The organism is Nonomuraea sp. NPDC050663, from assembly GCF_044456985.1.
Lineage (GTDB): Bacteria > Actinomycetota > Actinomycetes > Streptosporangiales > Streptosporangiaceae > Nonomuraea.
Genome location: NZ_JBITGL010000015.1, coordinates 130,542 through 145,502 on the forward strand (window position 1 = coordinate 130,542; position 14,961 = coordinate 145,502).

Annotated in this window: 15 protein-coding genes and 1 pseudogene; 11 read left to right on the forward strand and 5 right to left on the reverse strand. The window is 69.2% G+C overall.

Annotated elements, in window-relative coordinates; genetic code table 11:
• Positions 1-20: 20 nt before the first annotated feature.
• The 5 genes from ACIBH1_RS36125 to ACIBH1_RS36145 all read left to right on the forward strand — a co-directional run bounded on the left by ACIBH1_RS36125 (position 21) and on the right by ACIBH1_RS36145 (position 3,944).
• Positions 21-788 carry a hypothetical protein gene (locus ACIBH1_RS36125; RefSeq protein WP_397318510.1) on the forward strand — a complete coding sequence of 256 codons (768 nt, stop codon included), beginning with the start codon at positions 21-23 and terminating at the stop codon, positions 786-788.
• Between the two features lie 18 nt (positions 789-806).
• Positions 807-1,280 (forward strand): hemerythrin domain-containing protein, encoded by a 474-nt coding sequence (locus ACIBH1_RS36130; RefSeq protein WP_397318512.1) that lies wholly within the window; start codon positions 807-809, stop codon positions 1,278-1,280.
• Between the two features lie 51 nt (positions 1,281-1,331).
• Positions 1,332-1,748, forward strand: coding sequence for a CBS domain-containing protein (locus ACIBH1_RS36135; protein WP_397318513.1), 417 nt, complete (start codon positions 1,332-1,334; stop codon positions 1,746-1,748).
• Positions 1,749-1,846: 98 nt separating this feature from the next.
• Positions 1,847-3,136 carry an alpha-glucosidase/alpha-galactosidase gene (locus ACIBH1_RS36140; RefSeq protein WP_397318514.1) on the forward strand — a complete coding sequence of 430 codons (1,290 nt, stop codon included), beginning with the start codon at positions 1,847-1,849 and terminating at the stop codon, positions 3,134-3,136.
• A gap of 25 nt (positions 3,137-3,161) precedes the next feature.
• A complete protein-coding gene (locus tag ACIBH1_RS36145) occupies positions 3,162-3,944 on the forward strand; it encodes a DeoR/GlpR family DNA-binding transcription regulator (RefSeq protein ID WP_397318515.1) in 783 nt (260 codons plus the stop codon).
• On the opposite strand, the gene ACIBH1_RS36150 is transcribed toward ACIBH1_RS36145, so the two are convergent.
• Positions 3,924-5,192, reverse strand: coding sequence for an alpha-glucosidase/alpha-galactosidase (locus ACIBH1_RS36150; protein WP_397318516.1), 1,269 nt, complete (start codon positions 5,190-5,192; stop codon positions 3,924-3,926). The two genes, ACIBH1_RS36145 and ACIBH1_RS36150, sit on opposite strands and share 21 nt — an antisense overlap.
• Positions 5,189-6,088, reverse strand: coding sequence for a carbohydrate kinase family protein (locus ACIBH1_RS36155; protein ID WP_397318517.1), 900 nt, complete (start codon positions 6,086-6,088; stop codon positions 5,189-5,191). The genes ACIBH1_RS36150 and ACIBH1_RS36155 overlap by 4 nt, the downstream gene beginning before the upstream one ends.
• A gap of 115 nt (positions 6,089-6,203) precedes the next feature.
• Here ACIBH1_RS36155 and ACIBH1_RS36160 point away from each other — a divergent pair, with 115 nt between their 5' ends.
• The 3 genes from ACIBH1_RS36160 to ACIBH1_RS36170 are packed head-to-tail and all read left to right on the forward strand — an operon-like array spanning position 6,204 to position 9,268.
• Complete coding sequence (locus tag ACIBH1_RS36160; protein WP_397318518.1) at positions 6,204-7,094, forward strand: carbohydrate ABC transporter permease; 891 nt, start codon at positions 6,204-6,206, stop codon at positions 7,092-7,094.
• Positions 7,091-7,948 carry a carbohydrate ABC transporter permease gene (locus ACIBH1_RS36165; RefSeq protein ID WP_397318519.1) on the forward strand — a complete coding sequence of 286 codons (858 nt, stop codon included), beginning with the start codon at positions 7,091-7,093 and terminating at the stop codon, positions 7,946-7,948. Before ACIBH1_RS36160 ends, ACIBH1_RS36165 begins: the two co-directional genes overlap by 4 nt.
• A 3-nt stretch (positions 7,949-7,951) precedes the next feature.
• The gene (locus ACIBH1_RS36170; protein ID WP_397318520.1) at positions 7,952-9,268 is read left to right on the forward strand and encodes an ABC transporter substrate-binding protein; all 1,317 of its coding nucleotides are present in this window, start codon (positions 7,952-7,954) and stop codon (positions 9,266-9,268) included.
• A 491-nt stretch (positions 9,269-9,759) separates the two neighbouring features.
• On the opposite strand, the gene ACIBH1_RS36175 is transcribed toward ACIBH1_RS36170, so the two are convergent.
• Positions 9,760-11,121 (reverse strand): carotenoid oxygenase family protein, encoded by a 1,362-nt coding sequence (locus tag ACIBH1_RS36175; RefSeq protein WP_397318521.1) that lies wholly within the window; start codon positions 11,119-11,121, stop codon positions 9,760-9,762.
• Positions 11,122-11,265: 144 nt separating this feature from the next.
• Positions 11,266-11,871 carry a TetR/AcrR family transcriptional regulator gene (locus ACIBH1_RS36180; RefSeq protein ID WP_397318522.1) on the reverse strand — a complete coding sequence of 202 codons (606 nt, stop codon included), beginning with the start codon at positions 11,869-11,871 and terminating at the stop codon, positions 11,266-11,268.
• A gap of 82 nt (positions 11,872-11,953) precedes the next feature.
• Between ACIBH1_RS36180 and ACIBH1_RS36185 the strand changes: the two genes are divergently transcribed.
• The 3 genes and pseudogenes from ACIBH1_RS36185 (at position 11,954) to ACIBH1_RS36195 (ending at position 13,985) form a co-directional block, all read left to right on the forward strand.
• Positions 11,954-12,691: an SDR family oxidoreductase gene (locus tag ACIBH1_RS36185; protein WP_397318524.1), complete on the forward strand. Its 738-nt coding sequence runs from the start codon at positions 11,954-11,956 to the stop codon at positions 12,689-12,691.
• A 326-nt stretch (positions 12,692-13,017) separates the two neighbouring features.
• On the forward strand, positions 13,018-13,596 hold the full coding sequence (locus tag ACIBH1_RS36190) for a TOPRIM nucleotidyl transferase/hydrolase domain-containing protein (protein ID WP_397318525.1): 579 nt from the start codon (positions 13,018-13,020) through the stop codon (positions 13,594-13,596).
• Positions 13,593-13,985 (forward strand): annotated as a pseudogene (locus ACIBH1_RS36195) (hypothetical protein). Before ACIBH1_RS36190 ends, ACIBH1_RS36195 begins: the two are co-directional and overlap by 4 nt.
• A gap of 9 nt (positions 13,986-13,994) precedes the next feature.
• Here the strand turns inward: ACIBH1_RS36195 and ACIBH1_RS36200 are convergent.
• Positions 13,995-14,912 carry a glycosyltransferase family 2 protein gene (locus ACIBH1_RS36200; protein ID WP_397318526.1) on the reverse strand — a complete coding sequence of 306 codons (918 nt, stop codon included), beginning with the start codon at positions 14,910-14,912 and terminating at the stop codon, positions 13,995-13,997.
• Positions 14,913-14,961 lie beyond the last annotated feature (49 nt).

The following is a 14,961-nucleotide window of genomic DNA, read 5'->3' on the forward strand; positions in this document are numbered from 1 at the left end:
GCATCTCGTAGGGTGTTCCCATGCGGCCCGAGCTGGAGATCGCGTGCGACGAGTCCGGCGCCGAGGGGGAGAACCTCATCGGAGGGGTGACCGACGTGTTCGCCCACGCGGGGGTCGTCCTCGATCTCGCCGTCGCGGAGGCGTGCGTCCTGGAGGTCCGTGACCGCATCCGCTCGCCCGCCTCGGAGTACAAAGCCGTCCACCTGCTGCGTGGCAAGCACCGCGCGGTCCTCGAATGGCTGCTCGGCACCGGCGGACCGCTGTACGGCAACGCCACGGTCTTCCTGGCCGAGAAGACCTACTACTTCATCGCCAAGCTGATGGGGGAGCAGGCCAGGACCGTCTACGACGAGGGCCCGGCCATCCTCGGCGAGGAGCGCTGGAACACCTTCCTGAGGTCCTACAACGAGCTGATGCGCGGCACCAGGCTCGTCCCCGAGCTCGACCCGCTCCTGCCCGCCATCGTGCGCCTGGTCGAACGCTGGAGCGAGGGCGGCCACGCCGTCTCCATCGTGCACGACCGGCAGACCGCGCTGAACGAGGAGCGTGTCGCCCGGCTGAAGGAGCTCTACGCCGACAGCGGCAAGCTCGCGGGGCTGCGCCTGGTCGCCGCCCGCTCCGACGTCCGCGTCCAGGTCGCCGACTTCCTCGCCGGGGTGGCCAGGAAGATCGCCTCCGACGAGCTCAACGGCCGCGGCGACGAGGTGCTCACCGGGCTGCTCAAGCCGTACGTCGATCCCGCCTCGGTCTGGGGTGACCTGCGCAGTTGGGGACTGCTGGGGCGTTAGCCGGGTAGAGAGGCCCGCATGGACGCCATCGTGTTGCTCAAAGAAGACCACAAGGTGGTCGAGAAGCTCTTCAAGAAGTTCGAGAAGGCCGGAGACAAGGCCTACAAGGACAAGCGCAAGCTCGTCGACAGGATCATCTTCGAGCTCACCACCCACACCTACATCGAAGAGGAGATCTTCTACCCGGCCGCGCGCAAGCGGGTCCCCGAGACCACCGACCACGTGCTCGAAAGCGTCGAGGAGCACCACGTGGTGGTCTGGATGCTCAACGAGCTCAAGAACCTCGACCCCAAGGACGAGCGCTTCGACGCCAAGGTGACCGTGCTGATGGAGAACGTGCGTCACCACGTCGAGGAGGAGGAGAAGGAGTGGTTCCCGCAGGTGCGCAAGTCCATGGGGCGCAAGCAGCTGCAGGAGCTCGGCGAGCGCATGGAGAAGGCCAAGACCGACGCGCCCGCCAGCCCGCTGGCCGTGAAGAGCGCCAAGCAGTAGTTTGCGGACGGGCGCTTGGGTAGCTGAGGTCTCCCAAGCGAAGGAGAGGCCATGCCGACCGCACGAGAGATCATGACCCCCCATGCCGAGTGCGTGAACGTCGACGAGAGCATCACCGAGGCCGCCGAGAAGATGGCCCGTCTCGACGTCGGCTCGCTGCCGATCTGCGGCACGGACAACAGGCTCAAGGGCATGCTCACCGACCGCGACATCGTGGTGAAGGTGCTGGCCAAGGGCAAGGATCCCAAGTCCTGCCTGGCCGGGGAGTTCGCCGAGGGCAAGCCCGTCACCATCGGGGCCGACGACGACGCCGCCGAGATCCTGCGCACCATGGGCCGCCACAAGGTCCGCCGGCTGCCGGTCATCGACGGCCATGACCTCATCGGCATCGTCGCCCTGGCCGAGGTGGCAAGGGCGCTGCCGGACTCGCGTGTCGGGGACCTGCTCGACGCCCTCACCACCGACTGACCGTGTGCGTGATGGTGTCCGGGGGGCGCGTATCCGTGGCTGAGTACGCGCCCCCTTCTCCGTTGAAGTAACCTTCCGGCACGTGCGGGAGGTGAAAAGTGCGGCGGATCGTCTTCATCGGGCTCGGTGACGTCGAGATCGTCCGCCGCGTGCTGTCCGACCTGCTGCTCAACCCGGCTCTCCACGGCACGCTGGAGATCCGCCTGCACGACACCGATCCAGGCCTCATGGCGACCGCCGAGGCGCTGGCCGGTTCGCTCGACGCGGAGGCGGGAGCGGGGTCGCGCGTGAGCGCCTGCCCCGACCTCAGACGCGCCCTCGACGGCGCCGAGTTCGTCGTCGCCAATATCGACGTCGGCGGCTTCGAGGCCACGCTCAAGGACTTCGAGATCCCGCATCGGTACGGCCTGCGCCAGACGATCGGCGACACGATCGGCATCGGCGGCATCTTCCGCGGCCTGCGCAGCATCCCCGTCTTCGTGGAGCTGGCCCGCGAGATGGCCAGGCTGTGCCCCGACGCCTGGCTGCTGAGCTGCAGCGACCCGATGGCGATGACCGGCATGGCCGTACGGCTCGGCACCGGCTTCCCGCGCTTCGCCGGCATGTGCCACGCGGTCTGCGACACCCACATCTACCTCGCCGACATGGTGGGCAGGGCGGTCTCCGAGATCGACTTCCTCACCGCCGGGCTGAACCACCAGTCGTTCGTGCTGCGCTTCGAGGCCGGGGGCCGCGACCTCTACCCCGAGCTCGAGGCGGCGCTGGCCGACGACCTGTCGCACGTGCGCGTCGAGATCTATCGCACCTTCGGCTACTTCCCGACGCAGTCCAGCGAGCACGCCGCCGAGTACGTGCCGTGGATCATGCGCCACAGCGGCGAGACCGCCAGACTCGGCGTCCAGGTGGAGGAGTACCTCCGTCGCAGTGGCCAGAACCTCCACCGCTACGAGGAGACCAGGCGCGCGTTGTCGTCGGGCCGCTCGCTGCTGATCCGCTGGCAGCACCAGGAGCCGGTCGCCGCCGCGCTCCAGGCGATGCTGACCGGCGAGCGCGGCGAGGTCTACGTCAACGTGCCCAACGCCGGGCTGATCGCCAACCTGCCGTCCGAGGCCTGCGTCGAGGTGCCCGCCGACGTCGACGCCACCGGCATCCACCCGCGCGAGGTCGGCGAGCTGCCGATCCAGCTCGTCGCCCTCAACCGCACCTTCCTCAACGTCGTCGAGCTCACCGTGCGCGCGGTGCTCGACGAGGACCCGCGACACGTGCTGCACGCCGCGCTGGTCGACCCGAACACCGCCGCCACGCTGCCGCTGCCCGCCATCCAGGCGTTGTGCGACGAACTGATCGCGGCCCACCGCCACCTGCTGCCCGAGGCCATAGCGCGATGATCTGCACACCGCCCGCCGAGGCGCGATGACCGAGTCGATGCCCACCGAGGTACGCCGCGAACGCATGCTCGGCCTGCTGATGGAGCAGGAGTTCGCCCGCGTGGCCGAGCTGGCCGAGGCCTTCGGCGTCTCCACGGTCACCGTCAGGGCCGACCTCGACGCGCTCGAGGAGCAGGGGCGGGTGCGCCGGGTGCGAGGCGGCGCCGTCGCGGCGGCCCCGGCCGGCGAGCCCTCCTACGAGCTGTCGCTGGGCAGCGCGGCCGTGGAGAAGGCACGCATCGCCAAGGTCGCCGCCGCGCTGATCCGGTCGGGGGAGAGCGTGCTCATGGGGGCGGGCAGCACCACCGGCTACGTCGCTCGCGAGCTCGTGGCCAGGCCCGAGCTGGCCGATGTCACCGTCTTCACCAACGGCCTGCGCACCGCGCTGGAGCTCGAACCCGCGCTGCCGCGCTTCGCCGTCGTGGTGACCGGCGGCAGCCTGCGCCGCGCCCAGCACTCCCTGGTCGACCCGCTCGGCGGCAAGCTGCTGGAGGGCATCAGGGCCAACACCGTCATCCTCGGATGCGGCGGCGTGCATCCCGAGGCCGGATTCACCAACGTCAACCTGCCCGACGCCGAGATGAAGCAGCGCATGCTCAGGGCGGCGACCAGGCGCATCATGGTCGCCGACTCCTCCAAGCTCGGCGTGATCGAGATGGCGCCCATCTGCGAGCTGGCCGGGATCGACCTGCTCGTCACCGGCGAGCAGGCCGACCCCGACACCGTCAAGGCGCTGAGGGACGGCGGGCTAGAGATCCAGCTGGCGTAGCGAGCGTGGCAGCAGGTCCCAGTGGGCCCTGGTCAGGTCGTCGGCCAGGCTCCAGATCTGCGGCAGCGTCAGCGAGGCCGAGGTGTTCGGATCCACCATGAGCGCGTGCCGTACATGCTCGGGCCTGCCCTCCAGCGCGGCCCTGACGGTCAGCTCGTTGACGCTGACGTAGGCCTGGTTGAGCGCGGCGCACTGCGGCGGCAGCGCGCCGACACGGGTCGGCTGCACGCCGTTGGCGTCGACGACGCACGGCACCTCGACCACGCAGCCCGCGGGCAGGTTGGAGATCAGGCCGTCGTTGACCACGTTGCCGTAGATCACGCGCGGGGTGCCGGTGACCATGCTGTGGATGATCTGCGGCGCGTACTCCCCGGTGCCCTGCGGGGCCAGGTCGCCGCCGTGCCGTACGGCGTCGCGGGTGCGCTTGTATTCGCGCAGGTTCTCCTCGCTGATGCGCACGTACTCGCCGACGGGGATGCGCAAGCGCTCGATCTCGCTGTCGTGGTGCATCAGCCAGGGGATGTACTCGGCCGAGTGCTCGCTGGTCTCGGTCGGGTAGTAGCCCAGGCGGCGGCACATGTCGACGCGCACGCGGCGGCTCAGCTCGGGATCGGCCAGGTCGAGCCGGTCGTAGAGGTTCTCGCCCTCGCGCTCGAAGCGCAGCACCCAGGCCTGGTGGTTGACGCCCGCCGCCAGGTAGGAGACCTCCTCGTACGGCACGCCGACCAGCGCCGCCAGGTCGTGCATGGTCCAGTAGACCGAGTGGCACAGCCCGACGACGTTGCGCACCTTGCCCGACAGGTACCAGACGTTCATGGCCATCGGGTTGGTGTAGTTGAGCAGCCAGGCGTCGGGGCACAGCTCGGCGATGTCGGCGGCCAGCGCGTCGAGCACCGGGAAGGTGCGCAGCGCGCGGAAGACGCCACCGGCGCCGATCGTGTCGGCGATCGTCTGGCGCAGCCCGTAGCGGGCCGGGATCTCGAAGTCGGTGACCGTGGCCTCGTACCCGCCCACCTGGATCATGTTGATCACGAAGTCGGCGCCGTCGAGGGCCTTCCTGCGGTCGAGCGTGGCGCTGACGTCGGCGACGCCGATGCGCCTGGCGACCGCCTCGGCGACCTCCAGCCGCTCGGCGGCGATGTCGTGCAGGGCGATGTGGGCGCCGCGCAGCTCGGGATAGGCCACCAGGTCGGTCAGCAGGCCCTGGGTGAACACGACGCTGCCGGCCCCGACGAACACGATCTTCATGAGGACGCTTCCTCCCACGTTGGCTGCGCCGCCGTACCCCCCGCGGCTCGGGTGGACAGGGTTCCGGCCGCGGCCGCGACCCGCAGGCTCTGCCGTACGGCGAGGCCACGGGACCGGGCGGCGAGGAAGCCCGCGTTGAAGCTGTCGCCCGCTCCGACGGTGTCGACGACCGTCGTCTCCCGGGCGGGCACCCTGACCGGGCCGTCGTCCGTCCAGGCGAGTGCGCCGTCGCCGCCGCGCTTGATCACGGGCGTGGTGCCCATGGCCCTGAGCCTGCGAGCGGCTTCCTCGACGTCGTCCGCGCCTGTGATGGCCAGCGCCTCCCTGTCGTTCGGGAGGAAGTAGGTCGTCCTGGCGAGCACCTCGTCGAGGCCCTTCCACGCCCCGGCGGGGTCGTCGTTGGTGTCGAGCGAGGTGGTGGCGTCGAGGCTTTCCAGATAGCCGGGCAGCCCGGCGGCCAGGCCCGGCTGGAGGAAGAACGACGCGACGTGCACGTGCGACGCGCGCAGGTGGGGCGGGATGTCGGCGACGGTCAGCCGGTCGAGGCAGCCGGTCGCGGTGAGGATCGCCCGGTCGGCGCCATCCTTGTCAGTGAGCACCACGGTCAGCGCGGTCCCCGCCTCGTGGTCGATGACGCAGCCGGAGACGTCGACGCCGCGGTTGACCAGCTCGTCCAGGACGAACCTGCCCGCGGCGTCGTCGCCCACCCGCCCCACGAAGGCGGTGCGCAGGCCCAGCCGGGCGGCGCCGCACGCGGTGATCGCTCCCGAACCACCGAGCGCCAGCTTTCCCGCCTCCACGAGCTCCTCGCGCTGGCCCCACGCGGGAGCTCTGGGCGCGCCTGCCACGATCACGTCCGGATTGGCGTCACCGAGGACGAGAAGGTCGAAATCCATGCCCTGGACGGTCGCAGGACCTTCGCTGTCTTGTCAATGCTTTCGTTTCTGGGGGGCATTGACAAGTTTTCGAAAGTCGCCAAGATTGGCTCCAACGCTCGACACGGAGGTGGGCATGACCGCGACGACGCGCAACCGCGGTGACGGCCGGGTGGCCCTGGTCTTCCTCGCGCCCGCGTTAGTGGGGTTCGGGGTGTTCTACCTCTACCCGGCGGCACGAGGCGCCTGGTTCTCGATGACCGACTGGAACATGCTCTCCGAGCCCGGCTTCGTCGGCCTCGACAACTACGAGCGGCTGGTCGCCGACCCGCTGTTCTGGAACGCCCTCAAGGTCACCGGGGCGTACGTGCTGATGTCGGTGGCTGTGCAGATGGGCGTCGGCCTGCTGCTGGCGGCCGTACTGCACCGGCTGACTCGCTCGCTGCTGGTCAGAACCCTGCTGGTGGTGCCGTGGCTGGTGCCGGGGGTGACCACCGCGCTGCTGTGGATGTGGCTGCTCGACGCCAACCTCGGCTTCGTCAACCACCTGCTGGTCGGGATGGGGCAGCCGAATCAGGGCTTCCTGACCTCGCCCGACCTGGCGCTGCCGAGCGTCTCGCTGATCAACTCCTGGAGCGGCACCGGCTACACCGCCCTGCTGCTGTACGCGGGGATGTTGCTGATCCCCAAACAGATCTACGAGGCGAGCGCCATCGACGGCGCGGGGGAACTGCGGCTGTTCTTCGGGGTCACCCTGCCCCTGCTGCGGCCGATCCTGGCGTTCGTCCTGGTCGTCTCGCTGATCTCGGCGGTGCAGCTCTTCGACACCGTCGCCGTCGCCACCAACCCGGCCGGCGGGCCCGTCAACGCCACCCGGGTGATCTACTTCTACATCTACCAGCGGGCCTTCACCAACTTCCAGATGGGCTACGCCTCGGCCATGGCGCTGACGCTCGTGCTCATCCTCGGTGTGCTGACCTTCATCCAGATGCGCCTGCTGCGCGCCTCCACCTCGGACCTGTCATGAGACGTGCACTCGCCTGGGCCTGCCTGATCGCGGCCGTCGTCATCTCGCTCTTCCCGCTCTACTGGATGGTCAGGACCGCCATGACCCCCGGGCGGGAGCTGGCGGGCGACAACGCCTCGCTGCTGCCTGCCAACCCCACCCTCCTGAACTTCGGCAGGGTCCTCGGCATCGAGGACTCCAGGGCCCACGGCGGGTCGGGCGCCAGCCTCGACTTCTTCCTCTACCTGCGCAACTCCATCGTCTACACCGGCCTGATCACCGTGTGCCAGACCGTGTTCTGCGCCATGGCCGGATACGCCTTCGCCCGGCTGCGCTTCTTCGGGCGCGACGTGCTGTTCGGGCTCTTCGTAGCCGCGCTCATGGTGCCGCCGATCTTCACGCTGCTGCCCAACTTCGTGCTGGTCAAGGAGCTCGGGCTGCTCGACACCATGGCGGGGCTGGTCGCGCCCAGCCTCCTCATGACGCCGTTCGCCGTCTTCTTCCTGCGGCAGTTCTTCCTGGGCTTCCCGCACGAGGTCGAGCAGGCGGCGCTGATCGACGGCGCGAGCAAATGGACGATCTTCTGGCGGGTGGTCCTTCCGATGACCAAGGGGCCGCTGTTCACCCTGGCCCTGACCACCGCGGTCTGGACCTGGAACGACTACCTGTGGCCGCTGCTGGTCGCACCGGGCGAGGAGACGCGCGTGCTGACGGCCGCGCTCGGGATCTTCCTGAAGCAGTCGCCCAACACCCACCCCGACTGGACCGGCCTGATGGCGGGCTCGGTGTTGTCGGTGATCCCCGTGCTGCTGCTGGTGATCTTCTTCGGCCGCCGCCTGGTGGATTCCATCCAGTTCTCCGGAATGAAGGGATAGATCATGAAGCGGGCCCTCTTGGTGCTTGCGCTGCTCGCGGCGGGCTGCGGGGGCGGCCAGACCGCCTCCTCGGGGAAGACGACCCTGACCTACGGGCTCTGGGACGACATCCAGCAGCCTGCCTATCAGAAGTGCGCGGACGCGTTCACCGCCGCAAATCCCGATATCTCCATCAAAATCACCCAGCACGCCTGGGACCAGTACTGGCAGAACCTCACCACCCAGATGGTCGCCGGCGGAGCACCCGACGTCATCACCATGCAGGCCTCCTACTACCCGCAGTTCGTCGCCAACGGACAACTCATGGACCTGCAGCCCATGATCGACGCCGACAAGGTCGACCTGTCGATCTACCGGCCCGGCCTGGCCGAATCGTGGGTGAAGGACGGCAAGAGGTACGGCCTGCCCAAGGACTGGGACACGATGGCGATCATCTACAACCAGACCCTGGCCGAGCACGCCGGAGTCGACCTGACGAACCTCACCTGGAACCCCGCCGACGGCGGCACCTTCGAAAAGGCCATCGCCCGGCTCACCGTCGACAAGAACGGCAAGCGCGGCGACGAAGCCGGATTCGACAAGACCAAGGTCGACGTCCACGGCATCGTGCCCGAACTCAACGACGGGTCACTGGGACAGAACAGCTGGGGCAACCTCGCCGTCTCCAACGGCTTCAGCTACATCGACAAGAACCCGTTCGGCACCAAGTACTCCTACGACAGCCCCAAGCTCGCCGAGACCGCCGCCTGGTTCAGGCGCCTCATCGAGAAGGGGTACGCCGCGCCCTACGACAAGACCAGCTCGCTGGGCACCGACGCCGTGCTCAACTCCGGCAAGGGCGCCCTCGGCATGACCGGCTCCTGGATGATCACCACCTACCTGGGCTCCACCGAGCAGAAATTCGCCTTCGCCCCCCTGCCCACCGGGCCCCAAGGCCGCAAATCCGCCTTCAACGGCCTGGCCGACGTGATCTACGCGGGGACCAAGCACAAGGACGCCGCCTGGAAGTGGGTCAAGTTCCTCGGCTCCGCCGCCTGCCAGGACATCGTCGCCGAATCCGCCGTGGTCTTCCCCGCCGTCACCACCTCGTCCGACAAGGCGCTCAAGGCCCACGAAGCCGCGGGCCGCGACGTGAAGCTCTTCGTCGACCAGGCCAACGCCGCCGACGGCACCTACCTCCTGCCCGTCAGCGACCACGGCGACCAGATCAACGAGATCGTCGGCACCGCGCTCGAGGAGGTGTGGCTCGGCAACAAGGACGCCCAAACCTCACTCACCGCCGCCAACACCCAGGTCAACGCCCTCTTCGGAACAAGCTGACCCGGCCCACCCATCACGGCTCGGTCCCCCCCGGCTAGCGGGCACTTCGTGCCGGGCGCGGTCGGGGCAGTGACACTGGGGCTCCGCCCCAGACCCCGCACGGGGGGCCTACCGGCCCCCCGGCACCCCCCGCCCACCCGTGACGCGCTTCCGGGGTCACCCGCTTGGATCCCACCCGGGTCAGTGGTCCTCGCGCTCCGCGCTCGGGCGCCCTGCCTTGGCCCGGGCTGCGCCCGGGCAACCCATGGTGGGGCGGTGTCGTGGCGTGGTGACGGGTGCTCGATGCGTCTTGGCGTGGAGGCTCGCGCCGATCTACGAACGCTCGTCGGTCTTTGGTCGGCGGTCCGCTCCGGCCTGCTGCTCCCGGACCCGCCAGCTGATCTCGTACATCAGCCGATCTTCGCTCCGCTGAGGCGGCCGCCCGGGCCCTCTGCTCCGGGCGGCTGCGGTTCCGGCCGCGTCCCTCGCCGCGAGTTCCCCGTTGAAGCCGCTCAGCTGTCAGGAACCCAGTTCCCGTGCAGCCCGATCGGAATGCGAGCAGGCAAGTGCACCCGCGCGACGGGTTCCCCGGCGAAGTCCTGCGCAGCCAAGATCACCAGGTCAGCGCTCCCACGCCCCGGATCATGCACGTAAGCCATGAGATACCCATCGTCCTCGGCCGAGTCCGGTCGCGATGGGACGAACACGGCCTCTCCAGCGGTCGCGTCGCGCCCGAAATCGTGCGACTCCTCGGCCCGGGTGAGAAAGTCGTACCGAAGCAGCACGTTCTTGAAGGCATCGTCTGACAGCTTGCCATCCAGCGTCGGCTGCATCCCGTCGTTGATGACCGCGCTGTAGCCGTACCGGTGGCGAGCCCCCACCAGGCGCTCGTCGATGCGCGGGAACTCCTGCAGCCGGTCGTTCAGCGGCTCGTGCCGTACGGTCCCGTCAGCAGGGTCGATCGTGTACCTGCTGAGCGTCAGCGCCCCGCCCCGCAGGCTCGCCAGGTCGTAGGCCCCGTCGTAGCGCACGACGTCCAGCACGACCTTCCCTGCTTCCTCGTAGGCGTTGAACGTGTGATACACGAAGCACGGCTCGATGCCGAACCATCGCACCTCGCCCCCGCCGTCGCGCGGCAGCAGGCCCAGGCGCGGCGGGTGGTCGGGGTTCCACCGGTAGGGCAGCGGATCTCCGGCCATGGCGCGGTCCATGGAGAAGGTGATCGGCAGGTCCATCAGCACCACGTACGACGGCGTGAGCGCGAAGTCGTGCATCATCGGGCCGTCGGGCACGGGCACGTCGGTGGTGCTCTTCACCTTGCCGTCGGTGCCGACGACTATGTGCTGGACGTGGTCGTTCCACGCCCAGTAGTAGGCCACGGCGTGCAGATCGCCGGTGGCGGTGTCGATCTTGGTGTGGGCGGCGAAGTCTCCCGGCAGCGTGCCCCCGAAGTCGCACGGGCCGACCGTCCGCAGATCCGGCGTTATTTCGTACGGCAAAGCGCCTGCCTCGACGGTCGCCAGCAGCTTCCCCGCGTGGTGCAGGATGTGCGTGTTGGCCGCGAAATCGTTGCCGTCGAAGTCGGGTCCGCCGGGCCAGGTCTCCTTCAGCTCCTGCGATACCGCACGTGAGCGCACCCAGCGGTTGCGATACCACTCGGCCTTGCCGTCGCGCAGCCTGACGCCGTGCAGCATCCCTGGCCCGGTGAACCAGTGGCCGTAGCCGGGGTCGTCGAGGTTGATCGGGTTCGGGCCGTTACGCAGGTACCTGCCGTTCAACTCCGGCGGGATCCTGCCGGTCACCGGCAGGTCGAAGACGGTGAGTTCCGCCTCCACCGGGGCGTAGGGGCCTTGCTGGAAAGCGTTTCCTGCCATCTCCCCTCCCATCGCGACGTAGGGGAATGAAGACGACGATATGCGGAGGTAGGAAAAGGGCGGTTCAAGCACACGCTTTCGATCGCCCGGACCCGCCCCCGCGCGCACCGGTCATGAGGGAGACGGTTGACACGATCCCGGCCCTCAGGCCGCCCGGGGCCACACGCTCAGCGCCAGCTCGGCCACCCGTGCCAGCTCCGCACTCCCCGCCCCGTCCCGCGCCTGCTGCGACATCCCCTGAATGACCGTCGCCACGAACGAAGCCAGCCCCGCCACATCGGCCCCCTCCGGCAGATCTCCCTCCTCCTGCCCTCTGCGCAGCCGCTCCTCCAGCGAGGCAAGGTTGGCGTTGCGCAGATCGCGCAGGAAGGTGGCGATCTCCACATCCTGCACGGTGACGTTGGTGGCCGCACTGATGGTCAGGCACCCTGCCGGATGCGCGGGATCCGGATAGATCCTCGCCGCCTCGCGCAGCATCCGGGCGACGACCTGGTACGCCGTCGGCTCCTCCTCCAGCGCCCGCCCCACGAAGCCGCCCACCTCGGTCCGGCCGTACGCCCCGACCGCCTCCTTGAACAGCGCCTTCTTGTCGCCGAAGGCGGCGTAAAGGCTGGCCGGGCGGATGCCCATGGCCTGCGTCAGGTCGCCCACCGAGGTCGCCTCGAAGCCGTGTTCCCAGAACAGGAGTACGGCGGTCCCCAGTGCTGCCTCCCGATCGAAGGTCCGTGGGCGGCCTCGTGTCTTGTCCATGGCCAACATTGTAGAGCGCTCGCTCAATAAAGCGTGCTACAGTCCTTTCTTGAGCGATCGATCAATAAAAAGGGGAAACGAGATGATTGCCTTGATCACCGGTGGTAGTAGAGGGATCGGCCGAGCGATCGCCGAGCGACTCGGCCGCGATGGTGTCACTGTGGCGAGCACCTACTCGCGCGACAAGGACGCCGCCGAAGACGTTGTCTCACGCATCGGCCACGATCGTGCGTTCGCCATCCAGGCGACGCTCGGAACCCACGGGGACGCCGCCGCATTGTGGTCGGCCTTCGACCGCCACCCCCTGACGGGCGGCGGCGCCGTCGACATCATCGTGAACAACGCGGCCATCGGCCGCAGCGCCGACCTGCAGCGGCTGACGGAAGCGCAGTTCGACGAGCTCTTCGCGGTGAACGTCAGAGCGCCGTTCTTCATCGTCGCCGAAGGGCTGCGCCGTCTGCGCGACGGCGGACGGATCATCAACATCTCCAGCGGCGCCGCCAGGCTGGCCATGCCGGATGCCATCGCCTACGGCTCCACCAAGGGCGCCCTGGACACCTTCACCCTGAACCTCGCCAAGTCCCTGGGAGGACGCGGTATCACGGCGAACTCCGTCGCCCCCGGCATCGTCGACACGGATGTCAACGCCGACTGGCTGCGCGACAACCCCGAGGCCCAGGCGCATGCCGCGTCACTGGCCGCCCTGGGCAGGGTCGGACAGCCCGACGACATCGCCGACATCGTCGGCTTTCTGGCTTCGGATGACGCGCGCTGGGTCACCGGCCGAGTGATCGACGCGACCGGAGGCGCAGGTCTGTAGGGACGAGGATGCGCGTCCCCGAGGGCAGCCCCCGCTCGAAGTCGGCCACGCTCCGCGCCGGTTTCCACCGTTCAGTAGAGACGGAGTCGTCTCGCACCACAGGCCCCTGGTCGAGGGCGACGTACGCCATCTCGCTGACGTGACCCTTGAGCCGATGTGTGATCCGTACGCGAAGAACAACGCGGTAGTCGAGCGGCCCGTTCTCGTAGGTCTCCGTGGCGCGTGGGGCCTCTCGCCGCACAAGGCCAGAGCCGCCGTCGCGAGGTGTAGACGATTGCGCACGAAAACAGGATGAACCCCAACCCTCCGGATGTCAGGCTGACCTTGTGAGTGACACGCATACCGTCGTCCTGGTCGAGGGCCTCAGTGACAAGGCGGCCGTCGAGGCGCTGGCCGGACGGCACGGGCGGGATCTGGCCGCGGAGGGCATCGCCGTCACGGCCATGGGCGGCGCCACCAACATCAGGACCTACCTCGGCACGTACGGCCCGGCGGGTCGTGGTCTCCGGGTGGCCGGGCTGTGCGATCTGGGGGAGGAGGGCGACTACCGGAGCGCTCTTGAACGCTCCGGTCTGGGCTCCGACCTTACCAGGGGCGACATGGAGGCCCTGGGCTTCTTCGTGTGCGTCGCCGACCTGGAGGACGAGCTGATCCGTGCCCTCGGCACCGACGGCGTCGAGGAGGTCGTCGACGCCGAGGGCGACCTGGGGTCGTTCCGCACACTCCAGAAGCAGCCCGCGTGGCGCGGCAACCCCACCCACGACCAGCTGCGGCGGTTCATGGGGTCGGGAAGCGGGCGCAAGATCCGCTACTCCTCGCTGCTCGTCGAGGCGATGGAGCTCGAACGCATGCCGAGGCCGCTCGACCTGCTCATGGAGCACCTGGACGGCCTGGTGAGGACATGATCCTCTTCGTCTGCTCGGGCAACACCTGCCGCTCCCCGATGGCCGAGCGCCTGTTCCCCGGTTCGGCGAGCGCGGGCACGCACGCGACGCCCGGGACGCCGATGACCCCGCATGCCGCCCAGGTGGTCAGGGAGCTCGGGGGCGATCCCTAGGGTTTCGCGTCACGGCGGCTCGACGCCGCTCTGCTGCGCGAGGCGGAGTGGGTGTTCACCATGACCGCCGCGCACCGGGAGTGGGCCAGGCAGCTGCTTCCCGAGGCCGCGGGCAGGATCGAGACCCTGGTGGTGGGCGCCGACGTCGCCGACCCGTACGGCCAGGGCCTGGACGTCTACCGCGACACCGCCCGCCAGATCCAGCAGGCCCTTCTGAGCCTGCGGTCGCGCCTGTAAGCCCGCCCTTCAGCGTCTGCGGTCGCGCCTGTAGAGCGCCCACGCCACCGGCCGCGTCAGCCCGACGAGCGCCCTGCTCGTCCGGGGAAGTTCGGGCATCGACTCCTTGCCGAGGTGGAGTACGGCACGGCGCAGGTGTACGGCGGAGCGCAGGAACCACAGGGGGCGCCGCCGCAGCCAGCGCAGGTCGTGGGTGAGGGCGAGGCCGTGCGACCGGGCCAGGCCGGTGGCCAGCTCGGCGAACGGGGTGTGCTCGGCCGGCCGGGGGAGCAGGACGGGCTCGTCGGCCAGCAGGTAGGGGTGGGTGATGCGCCGCCAGACCACGCTGTCGGGCACGTGGCCGCGCACGCGGGGGTAGGGGTGGGCGCGCATGAGGTCGGTGCGGACGAGCCCCCAGGTGCGGGCGAGCCGCGAAGTTCGGACGAGCCCCGAGGTGCGGGCGAGCCCCGAGGTGCGGGCGAGCCCCGAGGTGCCGCCGGGCCCCCAGGTGGCAGTGGTCCAGCGGTGGAGGTAGGTGAGCTCGTGCCAGGTGGCCTCGGCGACGGGGAAGGGCTTGGCGGTGGCGTCAGGCGTGCACGCCCCCAGCACGCCTGCGTACCGCGTCCCTCCGGGCCACCGCCCGAGCAGCCGCTCCAGCCCGCCTTCCGTCACCAGGTCACCCGCGTCCAGCAGTGCGATCAGCTCCCCGCGCGCCACGTCGACGCCCCGGTTGATCGCCACGTGCCGTCCCTCGTGCGGTTGCCGCAGGTAGCGCACACCGAACGCCGACTGCCACGCCAGCCATGACACCAGGTCGCTGGTCTCGTCGACCGATCCGTCGTCGACGATGATCCACTCCAGCTCCACCCCCTGCCCCAGCAGGTTGGCATGCATGAGGGGCAGCACGGACGCACGATCCAAGGTGGGCGTCACGACGCTGATCAACATGCCAGGAGCCCCCGTCTGCGATCACTCTCCGTGAGGTCGCCGATCGGAA

Bases quoted from the DNA above. Each gene is read 5' to 3' on its own strand.
- ACIBH1_RS36175 (WP_397318521.1), bottom strand. From the start codon at position 11,121: ATGGCAGGAAACGCTTTCCAGCAAGGCCCCTACGCCCCGGTGGAGGCG.
- ACIBH1_RS36130 (WP_397318512.1), top strand. From the start codon at position 807: ATGGACGCCATCGTGTTGCTCAAAGAAGACCACAAGGTGGTCGAGAAG.
- ACIBH1_RS36165 (WP_397318519.1), top strand. From the start codon at position 7,091: ATGAGACGTGCACTCGCCTGGGCCTGCCTGATCGCGGCCGTCGTCATC.
- ACIBH1_RS36180 (WP_397318522.1), bottom strand. From the start codon at position 11,871: ATGGACAAGACACGAGGCCGCCCACGGACCTTCGATCGGGAGGCAGCA.
- ACIBH1_RS36200 (WP_397318526.1), bottom strand. From the start codon at position 14,912: ATGTTGATCAGCGTCGTGACGCCCACCTTGGATCGTGCGTCCGTGCTG.
- ACIBH1_RS36135 (WP_397318513.1), top strand. From the start codon at position 1,332: ATGCCGACCGCACGAGAGATCATGACCCCCCATGCCGAGTGCGTGAAC.
- ACIBH1_RS36150 (WP_397318516.1), bottom strand. From the start codon at position 5,192: ATGAAGATCGTGTTCGTCGGGGCCGGCAGCGTCGTGTTCACCCAGGGC.
- ACIBH1_RS36145 (WP_397318515.1), top strand. From the start codon at position 3,162: ATGACCGAGTCGATGCCCACCGAGGTACGCCGCGAACGCATGCTCGGC.
- ACIBH1_RS36125 (WP_397318510.1), top strand. From the start codon at position 21: ATGCGGCCCGAGCTGGAGATCGCGTGCGACGAGTCCGGCGCCGAGGGG.
- ACIBH1_RS36170 (WP_397318520.1), top strand. From the start codon at position 7,952: ATGAAGCGGGCCCTCTTGGTGCTTGCGCTGCTCGCGGCGGGCTGCGGG.
- ACIBH1_RS36160 (WP_397318518.1), top strand. From the start codon at position 6,204: ATGACCGCGACGACGCGCAACCGCGGTGACGGCCGGGTGGCCCTGGTC.
- ACIBH1_RS36155 (WP_397318517.1), bottom strand. From the start codon at position 6,088: ATGGATTTCGACCTTCTCGTCCTCGGTGACGCCAATCCGGACGTGATC.
- ACIBH1_RS36185 (WP_397318524.1), top strand. From the start codon at position 11,954: ATGATTGCCTTGATCACCGGTGGTAGTAGAGGGATCGGCCGAGCGATC.